This window comes from Streptococcus salivarius, from assembly GCF_002094975.1.
Classification (GTDB): Bacteria; Bacillota; Bacilli; order Lactobacillales; family Streptococcaceae; genus Streptococcus; species Streptococcus salivarius_D.
The window spans coordinates 59943-77468 of the sequence record NZ_CP015283.1 but is presented as its reverse complement, the minus strand read 5'-3'; the positions used below and the strand labels follow the sequence as shown (position 1 = coordinate 77468).

At 39.6% G+C, this 17526-nt stretch carries 16 protein-coding genes; 13 read left to right on the top strand and 3 right to left on the bottom strand.

Going from position 1 to position 17526, the window contains the following annotated elements; translation table 11 throughout:
• Positions 1-457 precede the first annotated feature (457 nt).
• Both V471_RS00375 and V471_RS00370 read left to right on the top strand, forming a co-directional pair.
• Complete coding sequence (locus V471_RS00375; protein WP_045771953.1) at positions 458-1507, top strand: LLM class flavin-dependent oxidoreductase; 1050 nt, start codon at positions 458-460, stop codon at positions 1505-1507.
• Positions 1508-1602: 95 nt separating this feature from the next.
• Positions 1603-2355: a DUF4767 domain-containing protein gene (locus V471_RS00370; protein ID WP_045768795.1), complete on the top strand. Its 753-nt coding sequence runs from the start codon at positions 1603-1605 to the stop codon at positions 2353-2355.
• An 82-nt stretch (positions 2356-2437) separates the two neighbouring features.
• On the opposite strand, the gene tehB is transcribed toward V471_RS00370, so the two are convergent.
• Both tehB and V471_RS00360 read right to left on the bottom strand, forming a co-directional pair.
• Positions 2438-3316 carry an SAM-dependent methyltransferase TehB gene (gene tehB, locus V471_RS00365; RefSeq protein ID WP_084870982.1) on the bottom strand — a complete coding sequence of 293 codons (879 nt, stop codon included), beginning with the start codon at positions 3314-3316 and terminating at the stop codon, positions 2438-2440.
• Positions 3317-4091: 775 nt separating this feature from the next.
• Positions 4092-5363, bottom strand: a complete 1272-nt coding sequence (locus tag V471_RS00360; protein ID WP_013991019.1) for a matrixin family metalloprotease — start codon at positions 5361-5363, stop codon at positions 4092-4094.
• A gap of 213 nt (positions 5364-5576) precedes the next feature.
• Between V471_RS00360 and V471_RS00355 the strand changes: the two genes are divergently transcribed.
• The 9 genes from V471_RS00355 to folP all read left to right on the top strand — a co-directional run bounded on the left by V471_RS00355 (position 5577) and on the right by folP (position 14842).
• On the top strand, positions 5577-6314 hold the full coding sequence (locus V471_RS00355) for a LytR/AlgR family response regulator transcription factor (RefSeq protein ID WP_004183124.1): 738 nt from the start codon (positions 5577-5579) through the stop codon (positions 6312-6314).
• A 309-nt stretch (positions 6315-6623) separates the two neighbouring features.
• On the top strand, positions 6624-7802 hold the full coding sequence (locus V471_RS00350; protein WP_049553627.1) for a sensor histidine kinase: 1179 nt from the start codon (positions 6624-6626) through the stop codon (positions 7800-7802).
• 111 nt (positions 7803-7913) lie between these two features.
• Positions 7914-9293, top strand: a complete 1380-nt coding sequence (locus V471_RS00345) for a hypothetical protein (RefSeq protein ID WP_049553626.1) — start codon at positions 7914-7916, stop codon at positions 9291-9293.
• Between the two features lie 162 nt (positions 9294-9455).
• Positions 9456-9728 carry a 30S ribosomal protein S16 gene (rpsP, locus tag V471_RS00340; protein WP_002884675.1) on the top strand — a complete coding sequence of 91 codons (273 nt, stop codon included), beginning with the start codon at positions 9456-9458 and terminating at the stop codon, positions 9726-9728.
• Positions 9729-9739: 11 nt separating this feature from the next.
• On the top strand, positions 9740-9988 hold the full coding sequence (locus V471_RS00335) for a KH domain-containing protein (RefSeq protein ID WP_014632751.1): 249 nt from the start codon (positions 9740-9742) through the stop codon (positions 9986-9988).
• Between the two features lie 162 nt (positions 9989-10150).
• Positions 10151-11413 (top strand): bifunctional folylpolyglutamate synthase/dihydrofolate synthase, encoded by a 1263-nt coding sequence (locus V471_RS00330; RefSeq protein WP_084870981.1) that lies wholly within the window; start codon positions 10151-10153, stop codon positions 11411-11413.
• A gap of 66 nt (positions 11414-11479) precedes the next feature.
• Positions 11480-13324 (top strand): APC family permease, encoded by a 1845-nt coding sequence (locus V471_RS00325; protein WP_084870980.1) that lies wholly within the window; start codon positions 11480-11482, stop codon positions 13322-13324.
• 145 nt (positions 13325-13469) lie between these two features.
• Positions 13470-14033, top strand: coding sequence for a GTP cyclohydrolase I FolE (gene folE, locus V471_RS00320; protein WP_002884345.1), 564 nt, complete (start codon positions 13470-13472; stop codon positions 14031-14033).
• Positions 14034-14041: 8 nt separating this feature from the next.
• Entirely contained in the window at positions 14042-14842 is an 801-nt protein-coding gene (folP, locus tag V471_RS00315) for a dihydropteroate synthase (RefSeq protein ID WP_014632753.1), read from the top strand.
• A gap of 31 nt (positions 14843-14873) precedes the next feature.
• Here folP and V471_RS00310 read toward each other — a convergent pair whose 3' ends face one another.
• On the bottom strand, positions 14874-16325 hold the full coding sequence (locus tag V471_RS00310; RefSeq protein WP_045001529.1) for an alpha-amylase: 1452 nt from the start codon (positions 16323-16325) through the stop codon (positions 14874-14876).
• Between the two features lie 220 nt (positions 16326-16545).
• Between V471_RS00310 and folB the strand changes: the two genes are divergently transcribed.
• Together folB and folK are read left to right on the top strand one after the other, a co-directional pair.
• Complete coding sequence (gene folB / locus V471_RS00305) at positions 16546-16905, top strand: dihydroneopterin aldolase (RefSeq protein WP_004183107.1); 360 nt, start codon at positions 16546-16548, stop codon at positions 16903-16905.
• On the top strand, positions 16902-17393 hold the full coding sequence (folK, locus tag V471_RS00300) for a 2-amino-4-hydroxy-6-hydroxymethyldihydropteridine diphosphokinase (protein ID WP_004183105.1): 492 nt from the start codon (positions 16902-16904) through the stop codon (positions 17391-17393). The genes folB and folK overlap by 4 nt, the downstream gene beginning before the upstream one ends.
• Positions 17394-17526 lie beyond the last annotated feature (133 nt).

The window sequence follows — 17526 nt, the reverse complement described above, 5'->3', positions numbered from 1 at the left end:
GGAGTATACTTATCTTAGATTGAGAGGTACATATTAATGAAAAAGCAATCCTACATTTATTACTTGTTTTGGGCTCTCTTATTGATACAAATCATTCTTACAATCATGATTTGGTGGTCACAGGGAATGATTCTTCCCCTTGCCATTTTTCCAGGGATGAGTCTCTACTTTCTATTTTGCTTAAGGTATCTCTTGCATTACACCCTTAATCAATCTCCCTCAGAACCCTTATTTGTCCTTCGTAGGAGTGGTCTTGGAACTAGTTTAAATCCTCAAAATCCTCTGGGTTATAAGCTTAGTCTCCTAGTGGTCATGGGTGCTTTAGTTCTTCTTTTCTGCCTAACCCTATTAGCCTTTCTTGGAAAATAGAGTCTTAGGCTTTTTTATTTGTAATTATCACTAACTAGTGATAATGTTGTTCTCATAACAAATAAAAGAATTACTGGAGGAAAGATTTATGACGATTGAACTTGGCATTTCAACTTTTGGAGAAACAACCCTCCTAGAATCGACTGGAAAAGCTATCTCTCATGACCAACGTATTCGAGAACTCGTTGAAGAGATTGAATTGGCGGATCAAGTTGGACTAGACATTTATGCGATTGGAGAGCATCACCGTGAAGATTTTGCGGTATCGGCACCGGAAATTGTTCTTGCAGCAGGTGCTGTGAATACCAAGAAGATTCGTTTATCTAGTGCAGTAACCATTTTGTCATCTATTGACCCGGTTCGTGTCTATCAGCAGTATGCAACCATTGATGCTCTGTCAAATGGTCGTGCAGAAATCATGGCGGGTAGAGGTTCTTTTGTTGAGAGTTTTCCACTTTTTGGCTATGATCTTTCAGACTATGATGAACTTTTCAATGAAAAACTAGATATGCTTCTGGAAGTGAAAAAACAAACGAATTTAACTTGGCAAGGTAAGCATACTCAATCTGTTGACAATCGTCCTGTGTATCCGCGAGCAGTCCAAGATGATTTTCCAATATGGGTAGCGACAGGTGGTCACATTGAGTCGACCATTCAAATTGCGGAAAAAGGTCTGCCAATTGCCTATGCTACAATTGGAGGAAATCCAAAGGCCTTTGCAAAATTAGTTGAGGTTTATAAGGAGATAGGTGCTCGAAATGGTTATTCGGATGAACAACTTAAGGTGGCTGCTCATTCTTGGGGTTGGATTGAAGAAAATAATTTCCAAGCGATAGAGAATTATTTTTATCCAACAAAACAAACGGTGGATAACATTGCTAAGGATCGCCCACACTGGTCTGAAATGACTAAAGAGCAGTACTATGCTAGTGTTGGACCAAACGGAGCCATGTTCGTTGGGGACCCTGCTCACGTCGCTCAAAAAATCATTCGTATTATTGAGGATTTACAGCTAGATCGCTTCATGCTTCATCTCCCGATTGGTTCTATGCCACATGAAGACGTTCTAAAGGCCATTAAACTTTATGGTGAAGAAGTGGCGCCGATTGTTCGTCGTTATTTTGAAAATAAAGGGTAATTGGTTGAAGGTAGACCTCAAGTTCTCTCTACTATTGTCATCATCACTGTTCTATGATAGGATGGAAGATAATTGATAAAGAGAAGAGGAAAATTATGCGAAAGCTGTCAGAAGCAGAATGGATAAGTCGTTTTGAGCAAGTTCAAGGGCGGAAACCGAAACCAGATGAACTACAATTAGCTTATCAGTCTGGCCTTATTGGAATCTCGAAAAATTATAATTATATCTATATTCTTCTGGGGGCTCTAGTAGCAATCGTAGTTGGCATTGGCTTGACTCTAGTCTCTAGTTCAATGAAGAACGTCAAACAGACTAAGTCATCTGCCACAGTGCCTAGCTCGATATTTTCATCGACAGATAAGGCTAGTGCCTCATCAAGTACTTCATCGACCGGAAATACGAGGACAAGTGAATCTAGCAGTGCAAGTATTGACACACCTGATGCTAACCATGCCAAGGAAGCCTATACTGAAAATCCACGTTGGACCAATGATAAGGCTAGTCGACTTGCTAGTTTGATGGTTTCTTGGGGCAATCAGATGAATCAGCCTGGATACAAAGAAATCACCAATGAGGCTTCTTCTTTGCCTATCCGTTGGATGTCGGACCATAACCAGACTGTGGATGCTACTTATGCTGCAAATGGTAATAGCAGTTCTGAGTATACTATTGTTTCCGTTTACGAGAGATGGGAAAATGTATCAGTTCACCGTTATTTCTTTACCATTAAAAAAGATGGGACTCCCTTTGTTCTTTATTCACCAACTACCAATGGTGGTGTCTATTATGTCAAAGAAACAGAAAATGCAGACCTTAAATCAGGATATGCAGATATTGTAAACAATTAAAAACTAGGAATCCGACTGGGTTCCTAGTTTTTACTTTGAAGACAAGTCAAGCTGTGCTCAGCTCGTCTACAGTTATTCGCTCTTATTTAACCTTCTTAGCTAACATGGTTGCAAATTGAAGGGCGATGGGATTGCCATATTCATCCAGACGGTGAAGGTGACCAAGATTTTCATTATACTTGACTAACTCCCAGTCACTATAATAATTTTTCAACTCTCCCTCTTCAAACGTAAATGGGAAAGGCATGGTACAAGGGTGTTCCTCAGTATCCATGGCACAGACAATTAGATTGTAACCACCGACGACAGTACGCTCTTGCATATTCTTGATAATAGCCGGAATTTGATCCGGATCAAGGAACATAAAGACTACTGTTGAGAGGATGAAATCAAAGGTCTCAGACTCAGGAAGAGCAGCAGCATTGATATCGTAGTAGCCAGCTCTAACATTGTAATTTTCCTCATCTGCAATCATTTGGATGCGTTGTGTAGCTTCGTTATTAACATCAACGGCTGTAACATCATGCCCAAGAGATGCCAAATAAAGAGCGTTACGGCCATGACCACAGCCTAGGTCAAGGGTGCGACCAGGTTTGATATGGCCAGATTGGACAGCTTCAAGAACCTCGGAGTGGGCCCTAGTGTCATACTTTTTAGCCATGTAGTCCTCAGGCTTACAGTAAAAAGAAAGATAGCATTCCAAATCATCTGAAGCAGCAGCGATGCGATGCCAAGCTTGTGGTTCAACAAAAGGAATCTCTGTCTCGGGGGTAAAGAGGTGCTCGGCAGTAACCTCTCCCTCTTCGTCTAATTCGTAGAAGTGAAGAGATCCCGATAGAATGGTCAATTTAGCCCAAGTTCCCACCTTAGTATTGTGTTTTTGCGTCACCATTTCCGGAAGTGTTGTAGCTGTCCAGTTTGGTAAACGTTTGTAGCAAAGAAGTTGCTGATCTATAGTCATTTTATGAGTTCCTTTCAAACGGTATGGCTCTATTATAGCAAAAGTATGGAAAAAGAAAAAAAGCCTAGCCGGGTGAGCTAGACGCTTTTCTTGTGAGAGATCTGATAATCTAGGAATGGGAAAAGTGTTTGGGGAAGATAGTTATAAATGTTAAGAAGGGTTCCTAGACTATTTAGAAAATGTTTATGAGAATAATAAATTTTAAATGACAAAACGCTTATCTACAGCTCATTATATCTCTCTTTACATTATCTATTGTACCAAAAAAACCAGAGAAAACTTACATATATCAAAAATATGTAAGAAACAATCATGAACAGTCATTTTCTGGTCTTGAATGGTAATTTTGTGAGAATTATTTTGAACGATTACTAATCTAGTGAGCTAATACCAACGACTATGTGCTTTAATAGACTAAAAAACGCCTAGCTGCTGTTGCTAGACGTTCTTTATTAGGAGAGATCTGGAAATCTAGGAATGGGGGAAAAGTGTTTGGGGAAGATAGGTATAAATGTTAAGAAGGGTTCCTAGACTATGTTATTCTGTTTATGAGAATAATGAGCAAAAACTAACAAAGTTGAGTTCTATAACTCATCCGGTCTCTCTTTACATTTTCTATTTTACCAAAAAAAACGAAGAAAATCTTACGTATTTTTAAAATATGTAAGAAACAATCATGAACAGTCATTTTCTAGTCTTGAATGGTCAACTCACCTGTATAAAAAAAGCAGAACCTGATAGGTCTGCTTATGAATTGTAGTAATAGTGTAAGAACTTAGACAATCTTGCTATAGAGTTTCTTAACATTGTTAATATCAACAGGTTGGATACTTGTCTTACCACCTTTAGGTTCCATTACAGAGGCAACGGCACTGTTGTGCTCAAGTCCAATTGAGTGTCCTAATTCGTGTTGCGCAGTGTTAAGGAGTTTTCCACCATTCTTTTGATAATAATTGTTTTGAACATGGAAGGTATTCAAGTAAACAGTAGCATTACTATATTGCTTTGTTGGGAGGTAGTAAGTAGAGTAGGTAACCCCAAGAGGAGCTGCTACATTACCTTCATAACGTTCATCAGCAATGATGTTAGCTTTTTGTTTATCGTTAGTGAGCAAGAAATTAAAGGCACCAGTGTTATTCCAAGAAGTGATAGCTTGTTTGTAGGCGTTCACGATTTCAGGATTCTTAGCATTGATGAAGACTGTTGCTTCCTTACTTGACCAGTGAGGAGTGTCGTAATTCTCTTTTACCAGTTCGTTATTCTTTTGCCATACTTGAGCAACTCGGTCCACTGGTTTAGCAGGTTGGATAGGAGTGGCTTTAGGAGCTGTAGGTTTAGTGACAGTCGTTGTTGGTTTCTTAGGCTGAGTTGTAGGTGTTTTAGGTTTGTTAGCGACTGTGGCCACTTTTTTAGGTTGACTAACAGCAGGAGTTGATTGTTTAGGTTTCGGTGTAGCTGTTGTCGTTGGTTTTGTAGAAGGTGTTAATGGTTTTGGAATATAAGTAGATAGAATCTTATGAACGTTACCATTATTAATTTCTGTTGACACCCATGTAGCACCATCATTTGACCAGGTTTGTGCTTGAGCAACAGTTTCGGTCTTTGGTTCAGCTTGATTTTCTACAGCCTTCTGATTGCTATCTGTATTTGTCGGAATTCTAGTCTCATAGGTTTTGCTGCCAGTCTGGCTGTCGACAGTACTATTAGCTGTTTGACTATCTTGTTTCAATTCCTCAAAAGTCGTAGTATTTGCGGGAGTTTGTTCATAGTCATTTTCATGTGTATGAAGACCATCCACAGAGGTATGTGACACAGTAGTCACAGTAGTAGGTGTTTCACTAGATACACCTGTTTGAGCGATGATATTTGTATTTGTAGCTGTTTCAAGTTCGGAAAATGTCAGAGCCTGATTAGGATCTGAAACATAGGTTTGATCCGCAGAGGCATGCTGAGGACTTCCCACAAGAAAAGCACTAATGATACCGACAGTTGCAAGGGTCAAGATGGTCTTTGTCTTAGTCCCTTGTGTTTTAAATGAACGTAACATAACTTTCTCCTTTTTAATATCAAACAAAAACAGTTCTCATGATAACACCTAAAAATGAAGATGAAATGACAAGTAGATAACAATTGTTTTATAAATGAAATGTGGTGAGTTAAAAAGATTTTATGCTGTAAAAAAAGGAATATTATCCGATTAATTATGATAAAATGTTAGGTAGGTATATTAAAGTATATTAGAAAGAAAGAGGGAAATAAGATGCTTTCTATTATCGTCCTTGAAGATGATGCCTTGCAGCGTCATCGTGTTAGTCGTTTATTGGACGAAGCAGTTGAGGAGTCGAAGGCCGTTGTTGATGGGATTACCTTTTATGAGCAGGGTCAGGAATTGTTAGATACTGACAGGGACTCAGGTAAATCCATGGTTTATCTTTTGGATATTGACCTCAAGAATCAGACCAAGCAGGGACTAGATATTGGCTTGGAGATTCGAAAAGAAGATTTAAAGGCACAAATTGCTTTTGTAACGGCCTATTCCGAATTTATGCCTTTGACCTTTCGTTATAAGATTCAAGCCCTTGATTTTGTAGATAAATCCATGGACGATGTGGATCTTAAGAGAGCCCTAGTAGAACTATTAGATTTTGCTCAGTCACAGGTTGAACAAGAAACTAAGGCTCAGAGCCTAACTGTCAAAACAGATAAAAATGATGTCAATCTTCCTTATGAAGATATTTTATATATTGAGACAGCTCCGGTACCCCATAAGTTGATTGCCCACACCAAGTTAAACTTGGTAGAATTCTATGGAAAGATTGCAGAGGTAGCAAAGTTGGATGACATTTTCTTCCAAACGCATCGCTCCTTTGTTGTCAATGTTAGCAATGTCGCCAGCGTTGATCGTACAGCTAATATGGTATTTTTTGAGGGTGATGAGTCTTGTCTGCTCTCGCGCACACGTAAAAAGGAATTTTTGGAACGGTTGAAAAACCGTTAAAGTTTTAGCTCTCCTTTTTTCTTTAATTGTTATTGAAATTTTTCTGAAATTAGGGATAACTATTCAACTTTATCTCATTTATTATCAGGAATTATGATAGAATAGCAGTATGACCTTTTGTTGTTTATTTAGAATCTTTAGAAGGAAGTTGCTAACCATTAAATGATACTCAATTTACAAATTGCATTAGAGTTTCTTTTGCATTTCATCGTTATACAGTGGATTTACGAAAAGACTAGCCTGGTTAGGATACCACGTATGATTCTTCCTATTGCGTTCCTAGTTGAATGTATAGGGGGAATACTGGGGATGTCATATAATGTCGGTTTGTCCTTTATGACACCTTTCTACCTTCTTTTCTATGCTTATTTCTATGGCAAGGAAAGAACCACCAATATGTTGGCGTTTTATGCCTTCTATCCTCTTGTTCTTTATCTTTTGATTTTTAATGGTTATGCCTACTTTTTGATGCCGGGATTTGGTATCACATCGGATTTTCTTAACAAAAGTTATCTTTATTTTATTTTCTTTGACCTTTTAATTATTCCAACATTTGTTGCTCTTTCCAAACTTCTTAATATTGATTTTAAATATTTGAGGGTTTTGGAGCGAGATCGCAAATTTGGTCGGATAATGTTTTTCACTAACTTTGTTTTGATTAGTTATGTGATTATGAACTATTCCGTAGTTGTGGCTTCGCGTTTCTTTGATTTGTACTATGCTGGCCATATTATAACCTTGATTGGCTATATAGCGATTCTTTATGCTGTTTACAGTGTCAATAGATACGCAGATGAGTACTTTGAAAATGAGCGAAGAAAAGAAAATCGTCGTCACTTGGATGACCTAGAGAAGTATTCTGAGCAGGTTGAAAGTCTTTACGAAACGTTACGCAGTTTCCGTCACGACTATACTAATGTCATGATTTCGCTTAATGAAGCCATTCAGATGAAAGACATTGACCAGATTAAGATGATTTATGACAGTGTCCTTAAAGATTCTGCATCAGATCTGAATCAGCAAAAGTTTGATTTAGCAAAACTAACACGAGTGACCAACATGCCACTCAAGAGTCTTCTATCATCTAAATTGGCTGAAGCTTTTGATAAGGGAATTCAATGTCATGTTGAGGTTGAAGAAGGTGTTTTCTTCACGGAAGTGCGTGCTCTAGACTTGATCACAATCATATCCATTCTTTGTGACAATGCTATTGAAGCTACTGTATTGGCAGATAAACCAAAATTATCTATTGCTATCTTTAAGATGGGAAATCAATCAGTTATTGTTGTTGAAAATTCAACTAAGGAAGCTTATATTGATGTAACTCCTTTGAAACAAAGAGGATTTTCAACAAAAGGAACAGGTCGAGGGTTGGGCTTGGCAAATATCGAAGAGATTCTCTTTAGATACGATAATGTCACGCTTGAAACGGAATCAGCACAACACCGTTTTGTCCAATTATTGTCTATTACACCAAAAGAAGATTAATGGGGATTTAATAAGAATTTTTAGAATTCTTATTAATCCCTATTTTTATGTTAAAAAGTATGGTAAAATAGGGAAGTTAATCATGTGTTTTTTAATTCAGGGGGATTTATTATGTTGAAAGACGAATGGTTAGAGTACTTTGAGGCTGTGAATGGCCGAAAACCAAGACCAATCGACTTTAAAGAAGCCTTGGAACGAGGAGAGTTTGTTCTCTCTGAAGGTGCAGAGGCTAACCAAGTAGCTGATCAAGGAGAAACATCAGCTGACCAACAGTTTGAAGAAGGAACCGCAACTGCCAGAGCACTAGCCCAGTCTCAGAAAGAGCGTGACAACGCGCAAGAGGCTATGGCAAATGCGGCCCAAGAAAAGCGGAAGGCCCTATCTCAAGAGACTGTTGGTCAAGTAAGAACCATTCAGTCGGGCCGTCAGGCTGAGGATATTCAAAAAGAAGAGGAACAACGTAAACGCGTCGCAGAGGCTAAGGAGCGTTTGGCAAGTTATGCGCCAACCCGTCCAGATGCAGGAAATCATTCTGTTAATACCTCGAGTGAACCTAATCAATCTATTCCAGTTTTCAGTAACCAAGCACAGCATCTTGGATTGTCTGAGGATTTGACAAAACTTGATCATAAGGAAGAAAAAGCAGCTAAGAAGCTTGCTCGTCAAGCTGCTCGTGATAAGAAAAAGGCTGAAAAATTAGCTGCTAAAGCTAAATCTAAGGAAGAACAGACAGTTGCCAAACTAGAAAAGAGATTGGAAAGTCAGGTTCGTCTTCTCGAAACGATTCAAAACGCTAATCAAAAATCGCAAAAGGCCAAAAATTGGGGTAAAGGAGCCTTGATATCTAGTCTTGTTGCTGTTGTTTTGATGTTGCTTGTCGGTGGTGTCTACGGTTTTTGGCGTAATGCTTCGGGGAACATTGAGGGGACTTGGGAATTAAAATCGTCTAAGGTCTTGGATGAAAATTCTGGAAAGTTAACCAATGCTCTGAAAGAACATGAAGATAAAGATGAAATTTACGTCTCTTTCCTTAAAGTTGATCAGTCTAATAATTTACAAACACATTCTTACTTTTATAAAAAAGGTGAGGAGGATCAGCCTACTTTTACAGCTTCAGATTATTTGAAGGAATATCAAGTTGTTGATCAGTGGAATAAATCGATCACCTATACTAAAGAAGTTTCAGAATTTAAGCGTGAGTTAACTAAAGTTGTCTCGCAACTTTATCCAAATGCAGATAAGAATCTAGTAGATTACTATATTTCGGATAACGTAGATAACTACCGACTCTACCGTAAAGGGAAACGCACCAAGTCCTATACTGTAAATAAAGATACCTTGGTTGTTTCTACCTACAACGAGGATGGCAAGTTGACCAGTCGTGATACTTACGAGAAAGTGTCGAAGGCAGCGGCTAAGGGTTTAGAAGCTGAATATGCTGGAGCAAAGGTAGCTTATGAAAAAAATCATAAGACTACGACTAAGAAATAGTCGAAAAGGAAGTTAGAGTTTGACTCTAACTTTTTTTGTAGAAATTTTAAGTCTGTCAAGTTTTTTTCTTGACACATAAAAATGATATGGTATACTAGTTAAGGTCGAGGGGCGATAAGTGCCTCCACCATAATAAAAAACTAAAGAAAAGAGATATTAAAAATGGCAGTAAAAATCCGTTTGACTCGTATGGGTTCTAAGAAAAAACCTTTCTACCGTATTAACGTTGCAGATTCACGTGCTCCACGTGATGGACGTTTCATCGAAACAGTTGGTACTTACAACCCACTCGTTGAAGAAAACCAAGTAACACTTAAAGAAGAACGTGTTCTTGAGTGGTTGTCTAAAGGTGCACAACCTTCAGATACAGTTCGTAACATCCTTTCAAAAGAAGGCGTTATGAAGAAATTCCACGAATCAAAATTCTCAAAATAATTTTTTAGCCTATGGATACCATTGAAAATCTTATTATCGCTATCGTTAAACCTTTAATTGCTTCACCAGATCAGTTGACCATCAAAATTTTTGACGGTCCTGAGTTTTTGGAGTACCATCTTGATCTTGCCCCAGCCGATATTGGGCGAGTTATCGGGAAAAAAGGACGTACTATTACGGCGATAAGAGCGATTGTCTATTCGGTACCTACTCAAGGTAAAAAAGTTCGTCTTGTTATTGACGAAAAAGAGAAAGCTTAAGAGGTGACCCTAGGGTTGCCTTTTTTGCATATTTTGGTTATACCTAGAAGTCTTTGGTATAATAAGAGCGTCAAAGCATTAAGCTCAAGGAAAAACTAGAAATCTAGTTTAGAGGTCAGCTTAATGACTAAGTTGAAGCATTAGCCTAAAAAAGGAGTAGTTATGACTTATCAGGAAGCGTTGGATTGGATTCATGGACAATTAAAATTTGGCATCAAGCCTGGCTTGGAGCGTATGGCTTGGATGCTTAAAGAGTTGGGAAATCCACAAGATAATCTCAAGGCTGTGCATATCGTGGGAACAAACGGCAAAGGGTCTACAGTCAATGCCCTACAAACCATTTTTACCCAGGCGGGCTATGAAGTTGGAACCTTTACTTCACCCTATATTATTGACTTCAAGGAACGAATCTCTCTTAATGGTCAGATGATTTCAGAAGAGGACTTACTTGACCTGGTTAATCGTGTGAAGCCTGTGGTTGAACGGCTGCCAAAAGAGACAGAGCATGAAAATGCGACAGAGTTTGAAATTATCACAGTCTTGATGTTCCTCTATTTTGGTCAGGCCCATCCTGTGGATATCGCATTCATTGAAGCTGGAATGGGTGGTCTTCATGATTCGACTAATCTCTTTAAGCCCTTGGCAGTCCTGTGTCCATCGATTGGTTTGGATCATCAGGCTATTTTGGGAAATACCCATGCTGAAATTGCAGCAGAAAAAGCTGGTGTTTTGAAGAATGGGGCTCCCTTTATTTATGCGACTGATCGTACTGATGTTCGAGATGTTTTCGAGAAGAAGGCGCGTGAAGAAGGGTCTAAGACCTATGAGCTGGGGAGAGATTTCACAGCTGAAGGGTCAAGCCATTCCTTTGATTTTACCTATGGAGAGCAAAGGTTAGATGATATAGTTTTGGCTATGGCCGGTCAACACCAAGTAGCAAATGCTAGCATGGCTATCATGGCTTCTTTATTGCTTCAAAAAGATTATCCTAAAGTAACTCTTGAACTCATAAAGGATGCCCTGGCTCATGCCCATTGGAGAGGTCGAACAGAATTTTTAAGACCTAATCTCATGATTGATGGTGCTCATAATAATGAGAGTGTTAAAGTTTTGATTGACTTGTTGCAATCAGAATATGCAGATAAGGAGATTGAACTTCTCTTTGCAGCTATTGACACCAAGCCTATTGACGGAATGCTTGCCCAACTAAAATCGGTTGGTGACTTGACTGTAACGAGTTTTGACTATCCAAACAGTGTTAAATTAGATAAATACCCAGAGGTTTATAAGCAGGTACCAGATTTCAAAACATGGATTAAAGAACATGTAACGACTGACAATAAGAAACTTTATGTGATTACGGGATCTCTATACTTTATTTCTCAGGTCAGAAAATGGGTTTTAGAGCAGGCAAGTGATGTTTAAGACTTGAAAGATGACGTTTAGGGGCGTATAATAACCCTCGTATGTTTTAAAAGCAAGGAGATCGCAATGTTTCAACGTCTAAAAAACATTTTAATCGGTGAACCTTTAACTCATGATGATAGTGGTGATGAACACTTATTGTCCAAGATTCAGGCCTTGGCCATGTTGTCGAGTGATGCGCTATCATCTATCGCCTATGGGCCAGAGCAAGTTATCTTGGTTCTGACAGCTGTATCTAGTGCGGCTATTTGGTGGTCAATCCCTATTGGGCTTTTGGTTCTCGTCCTTTTAGCCAGCCTTACCATCTCTTATAGACAGGTTATCAAGGCCTATCCTCAAGGTGGTGGTGCCTATATGGTAACGACGGAAAATCTGTCTCCTAAGTTTGGCTTGATAGCTGGTGGCAGTCTTTTGGTCGATTACATGTTGACAGTTGCTGTTTCAGTGGCCTCAGGTGCAGATGCCATTACTTCAGCCCTTCCCTTCCTTCATCCTTTCAATCTTGAGATATCAATGATTTTGGTACTTGTTTTGATGGTTATGAATCTTAGGGGAATGCGTGAATCGGCAAAATCTTTGATGATACCGGTTTATCTCTTCATTGTTTCGACGCTGTTCTTGTTGGGATTTGGTTTCTTTCAAATTTTAACGGGTCATATGCCTTACGCAGCCACGGCACATTTAGGACAACCCATTACAGGGGTGTCATTGATTCTTATTTTAAGGGCCTTTACTTCAGGTTCTGCCTCATTGACAGGGGTAGAAGCCATCTCTAATGCGGTGCCTTTCTTTAAGAAACCTAAGGCAAAAAATGCAGCATCAACCCTCTTTATCATGTCTAGCATTTTGGGAGCTATGTTTGCGGGAATCACCTTCCTCAACTGGTGGACAGGTATTACACCTCATGCAGGAGTAACTATCTTGTCACAAATGGCTAGAGAAATTCTTGGTCAATCATGGATTGGTAGTATTCTATTTTACGTTTTCCAATTCTCTACTGCCATGATTCTTGCAGTGGCAGCTAACACAGGTTTTTCAGCCTTTCCGATGTTGTCCTTTAATATGGCGAAAAATAAATACATGCCTCACATGTACCTTGAAAAAGGTGCACGTATGGGATACTCTAATGGGATCTTGACACTTGCAATTGGTGCCATTACCCTTTTGTTTATTTTCCGAGGAAATACGGAACGGTTGATTCCGCTTTACACCATCGGTGTATTTATTCCATTTGCTCTTTCTCAAACGGGGATGGTCATCCATTGGATTCGTGAATATGGTAAGGGATTCTGGAAACACTCTTTAGCAAATATCTTAGGTGCCCTCATTTGTTATGCTATCGTTCTCATTCTCTTCCTTTTCCGTTTAGGAGATATCTGGCCATTCTTCCCGATTATTGCAATCTTGATGTGGATGTTCCTTAAGATTAAAAAACACTATAATGGTGTTGCTCAACAGTTGCGTATTGATGGAGCGGTAGAAGAACACCATTATCAAGGAAATATTGTTCTTATCCTTGTTGGGAATGTTACCAAGGCTAATATCGGAGCTATTTCCTATGCACGTTCTATTGGTGACAAGGTTATCGCCATGCATGTATCTACTAAGGATACAGAGAACAAGGACAAGGAAACTGAACAAGAGTTTAAAAAATATTTCCCTGAAATCGAGATGGTTCATATCCAATCACCGTACAGCTCAATCACTCAGTCAACCATTCAGTATGTGGACGAGGTCGCTACTCAAGCTGAGAAGGATAATGCGACTCTGACAGTCATGATTCCTCAGTTTGTGCCTAAAAAATCATGGCAAACCATGCTTCATAACCAGATGAGTTTGCGATTGAAATATTACCTCAAATGGCGTGAGAATATTGTCATTTCATCTTATTCTTACCACTTGAAAGACTAAAAAATATAAGCGATGACAGCCTTTGTGAGGAGGTGAGTCTTCGCTTTTTTTGAGAATTAGGTAGCTAGGAAATCTTATTTTTTGCAAGAAAAATCCAGCAAAATAAGGTATAATAGATAGTATTATAACGTTGCAAGAGGAAATTATGGCAAATCAAGAAAAAGTAGAACAAGCAGTCTATCAACTATTGGAAGCTCTAGGTGAAAATCCTGAGCGTGAGGGACTTTTGGACACACCAAAACGTGTGGCTAAGATGTATGCTGAAATGTTTTCAGGTCTAAATGAAGACCCTAAGGATCAATTTACAGCTGTCTTTTCAGAAGTCCATGACGAAGTTGTCCTTGTCAAGGATATTCCTTTTTACTCTATGTGTGAGCACCATTTGGTTCCATTTTATGGTAAGGCCCACGTGGCTTATTTGCCAAGTGGAGACAAGGTGACAGGACTTTCCAAATTAGCGCGTGCGGTTGAAGTAGCTGCTCGTCGTCCGCAGTTGCAAGAACGTCTTACCGATCAAGTTGCTACAGCACTTGAAGAAGCTCTGAATCCTCGAGGAGTTTTTGTCATGGTTGAAGCAGAGCACATGTGCATGACCATGCGAGGCATTAAGAAACCAGGAAGTAAGACAATCACAACTGTCGCTAAGGGCCTTTATAAAGAAGACCGTGAAGAACGCAAGGAAATTCTTTCATTGATGCGTGATTTTTAGGAGTTAAGATGTTTATTGGCAAACATGAGATTGCAGGTAAGGCCTGTATTATGGGAATCTTGAATGTCACCCCTGATTCTTTCTCAGATGGTGGCGATTTTGACACTGTAGAAGATGCTTTGGCTCAGGTTGAGCGTATGATTGCCCAAGGGGCTGCCATTATCGATGTAGGTGGCGAATCTACAAGACCAGGAGCAGAATTTGTAACTGAGGAAGAAGAGATTGCTCGTATCGTGCCAGTTATTCAGGCTATCAAGGCAAAATATGATGTGCTCATCAGTATTGATACCTATAAGACAGCCACTGCCAGAGCTGCTCTTGAAGCAGGTGCAGATATTCTAAATGATGTCTGGGCTGGACTCTATGATGGTCAGATGCTAGCTTTAGCAGCTGAAAAGAATGTGCCGATTATTCTCATGCATAATCAAAAAGAAGAAGTATACAATGATGTCACAGAAGATGTCTGTACATTCCTCAGTCAACGTGCTCAGGCCGCCTTGGAAGCAGGTGTGGTCAAGGACAATATCTGGATTGATCCAGGCTTTGGCTTTGCGAAAAATGTCCAACACAATATTGACCTGCTAAAAGGTTTGGACAAGGTCGTTGCCCTAGGCTATCCTGTTCTTTTTGGGATTTCTCGTAAGCGTGTTGTGGACTACCTACTAGGTGGAAATACCCAAGCTAAGGACCGCGATCAGGGAACGGCTGCTCTATCTGGCTATGCTGTTAGCAAGGGTTGTCAGATTGTCCGTGTACATAATGTTGACGCCAATCGTGATATTGTTAAGACCATTTCAGGAATTCTATGATACTAAAAAAAGCTCAATTGAGCTTTTTTTCTTAGTCTTGAATTGTCCAAACGCTGACAGATTTTTCAGAAACTGGGAAGTCTCCCCATCCGTCTTCGTCAATGGTTACAGTATCAGAGCAGTTTCCAAGAATGTCATAGAAGGTTTGTCCAGCCCAATCACTACCAATTTCCATAGACTTGCTGTTAGCAGCATCATTAGAGATTGTTACAGCTAATGGAGCGCCATCTTCGTTGCCAGAGCGTGTCCATCCAATACAGTTTGGATCATCAAAGTAGTCTGTTTGCTCTCCGTAAGCTAGGTCTTTACGAGCGTAGAGCAAGGTATCTAGGGTTTCTTGGAAATTTTCTTGAGCAAATTCACCTTCGATTCCATAGTAGTCACCATAAAATAGGCAAGGAAGACCGTCTTCACGGAGAAGGATGAGAGCATAAGCAGCTGGTTTAAACCATTCTTCAACAGTAGATTCTAGAGCTTGTCCGCGTTGAGTGTCGTGGTTGTCTACGAAGGTTACAGCATGTTCAGGATGATTTTTGACCAAGGAATGATCGAAAATTGTCGTCAAATCATAATCGGCACCATCTAAGCTAGCCTTGTGTAGATTGTTGTGGAGGGGAACATCGACGAGGTCAAAACGTTTTTCAATCTTTTCAAGATAGATATTATTTTCCTCTTCGTTACCATTCCAAAATTCACCAAAGACATAGAAATCCTGACCTTGTTTTTCTTTGACATCACGAATAAAGTTACGCATGAAGAATGAATCAATGTGCTTGACTGCATCCATGCGGAATCCTTGAACGCCTGTTGTTTCAACGAACCAATCTGCCCATTCGTAAATGTTTTCAATAACTTCAGGGTGTTTATAGTCTAGGTTAGCATACATAAGGTAGTCAAAGTTACCATTCTCATTGTCAACCAAGTCGTTGTCTGCCCAACCTTTGTTGTCACCTTGGATAAGATAGATGCCACTTTTATTACGTTTGGCATCGAAGTCAGTTCCGTTAAAGTGGTACCAGTGCCATTCAAAATCGTTGTAGGCTTTATTACGTCCGTCAAAGGTGAAGTGTGTCCAACCTTCGATTTCAAATGGTTCGCTGATTTCTTGGGTACGGTCCTCTGGGTCAACTTCGACCACTTCGAAGGTCTCGAGTTTATCGGCTGCTGCCTTGTGGTTAAGCACAACGTCGGCCATAGGTACAATACCAACTTCTTTGAGTTGGTTGATAGCATTGAGATACTCTTCTTTGAGGCCGTATTTGGTGCGGACTGTTCCTTTTTGGTCGAATTCTCCAAGGTCAAAGAGGTCATAGACTCCGTAACCAACATCATCTTTGTTGGTGGCCTTAAAAGCAGGTGGCATCCAAACGTGGCTGATGCCCAGGTCTGCTAAATGTTGGGCATCATCAGCCAAATTGTTCCAGTGTTGACCGTCACTTGGAAGATACCATTCAAAGTATTGCATTGCGGTTTGATTTGTCATAGTTTTTTCCTTAATTAGTTGAGATAGTCTTGCTTGTAATCAGGAATCTTTTTAACTCCTGTGCCTATATTTTACCAAATCAGAAGAATTATGCAACCGATTGCATACGCGTAAACACAATAACTTCAGATCTGTCTAAAATATCATACTAATTAGAGACCAACTTTTCAACTGTTTTGTGCTAGAATAAAGAGGAGTCTAGTCGTGTGAAGGAGAAACTATGGATAAAATTATTTTAAATGGTTGCCGTTTTTATGGCTATCACGGGGCTTTTGCTGAGGAACAGACCCTGGGACAAATTTTTGTGGTAGATTTGGAATTGGCTGTTGATCTAACCAAGGCCTCACAGAGTGACAATCTAGATGATACGGTTCACTATGGATTGGTTTTTGAAGCTGTGCAAAAACAAGTGGAAGATAAAAAGTACATTTTGATTGAGCGTTTAGCTGGTGCAATTTGCGAGGATCTATTTGCACAGTTTCCACCAATTCAATCTATTAAAGTTCGAATTACCAAGGAAAATCCCCCAATTAATGGGCATTATAAGAGTGTTGGTATCGAATTGGAGCGTAGCCGATGACAAGAGTTTATTTGAGTTTGGGATCTAATATGGGAGACCGTCAGGGCTATCTTCAAAAAGCTGTGAAGGCCTTGAATGACCTACCTGAGACGGAGGTTAAAGCGGTATCCTCTTATTATGAAACGGCTGCTTGGGGACTGACAAATCAGGCTGATTTTTTGAATCTTGCCTTGGCTTTAGAGACGAAGTTGCCAGCAGAGACCTTACTAAGGTCATGTCAGCAAATTGAAAAAGATCTTGATCGCGTTCGTCATGAGCATTGGGGGCCTCGGACAGTAGATATCGATATTCTTCTATATGGGCAGGAAATTTGGGAGACTGAGCACCTTAAAGTGCCCCACCCTTATATGAGCCAGAGAGCTTTTGTTTTGGTGCCCTTAGTAGAAATAGCAGATGATTTGGTTGACCCCAAAACTGGGCAAGCCTACAAAAATTATTTGAGTCACTTAAACACTAGTGATGTCCGTAAATTGGAACTTATGGACTAGCTTTGCGTGAAATTCCTTGTCGTCAAGATGGGGAATTTTTGCTATAATTAAACTTGGCTTTTTGCTGTATTTTTCTTCTAATTTTTAGGGAAAAATACTAACTCATTTTTAGGTAGTGATAGTAACATGGGGG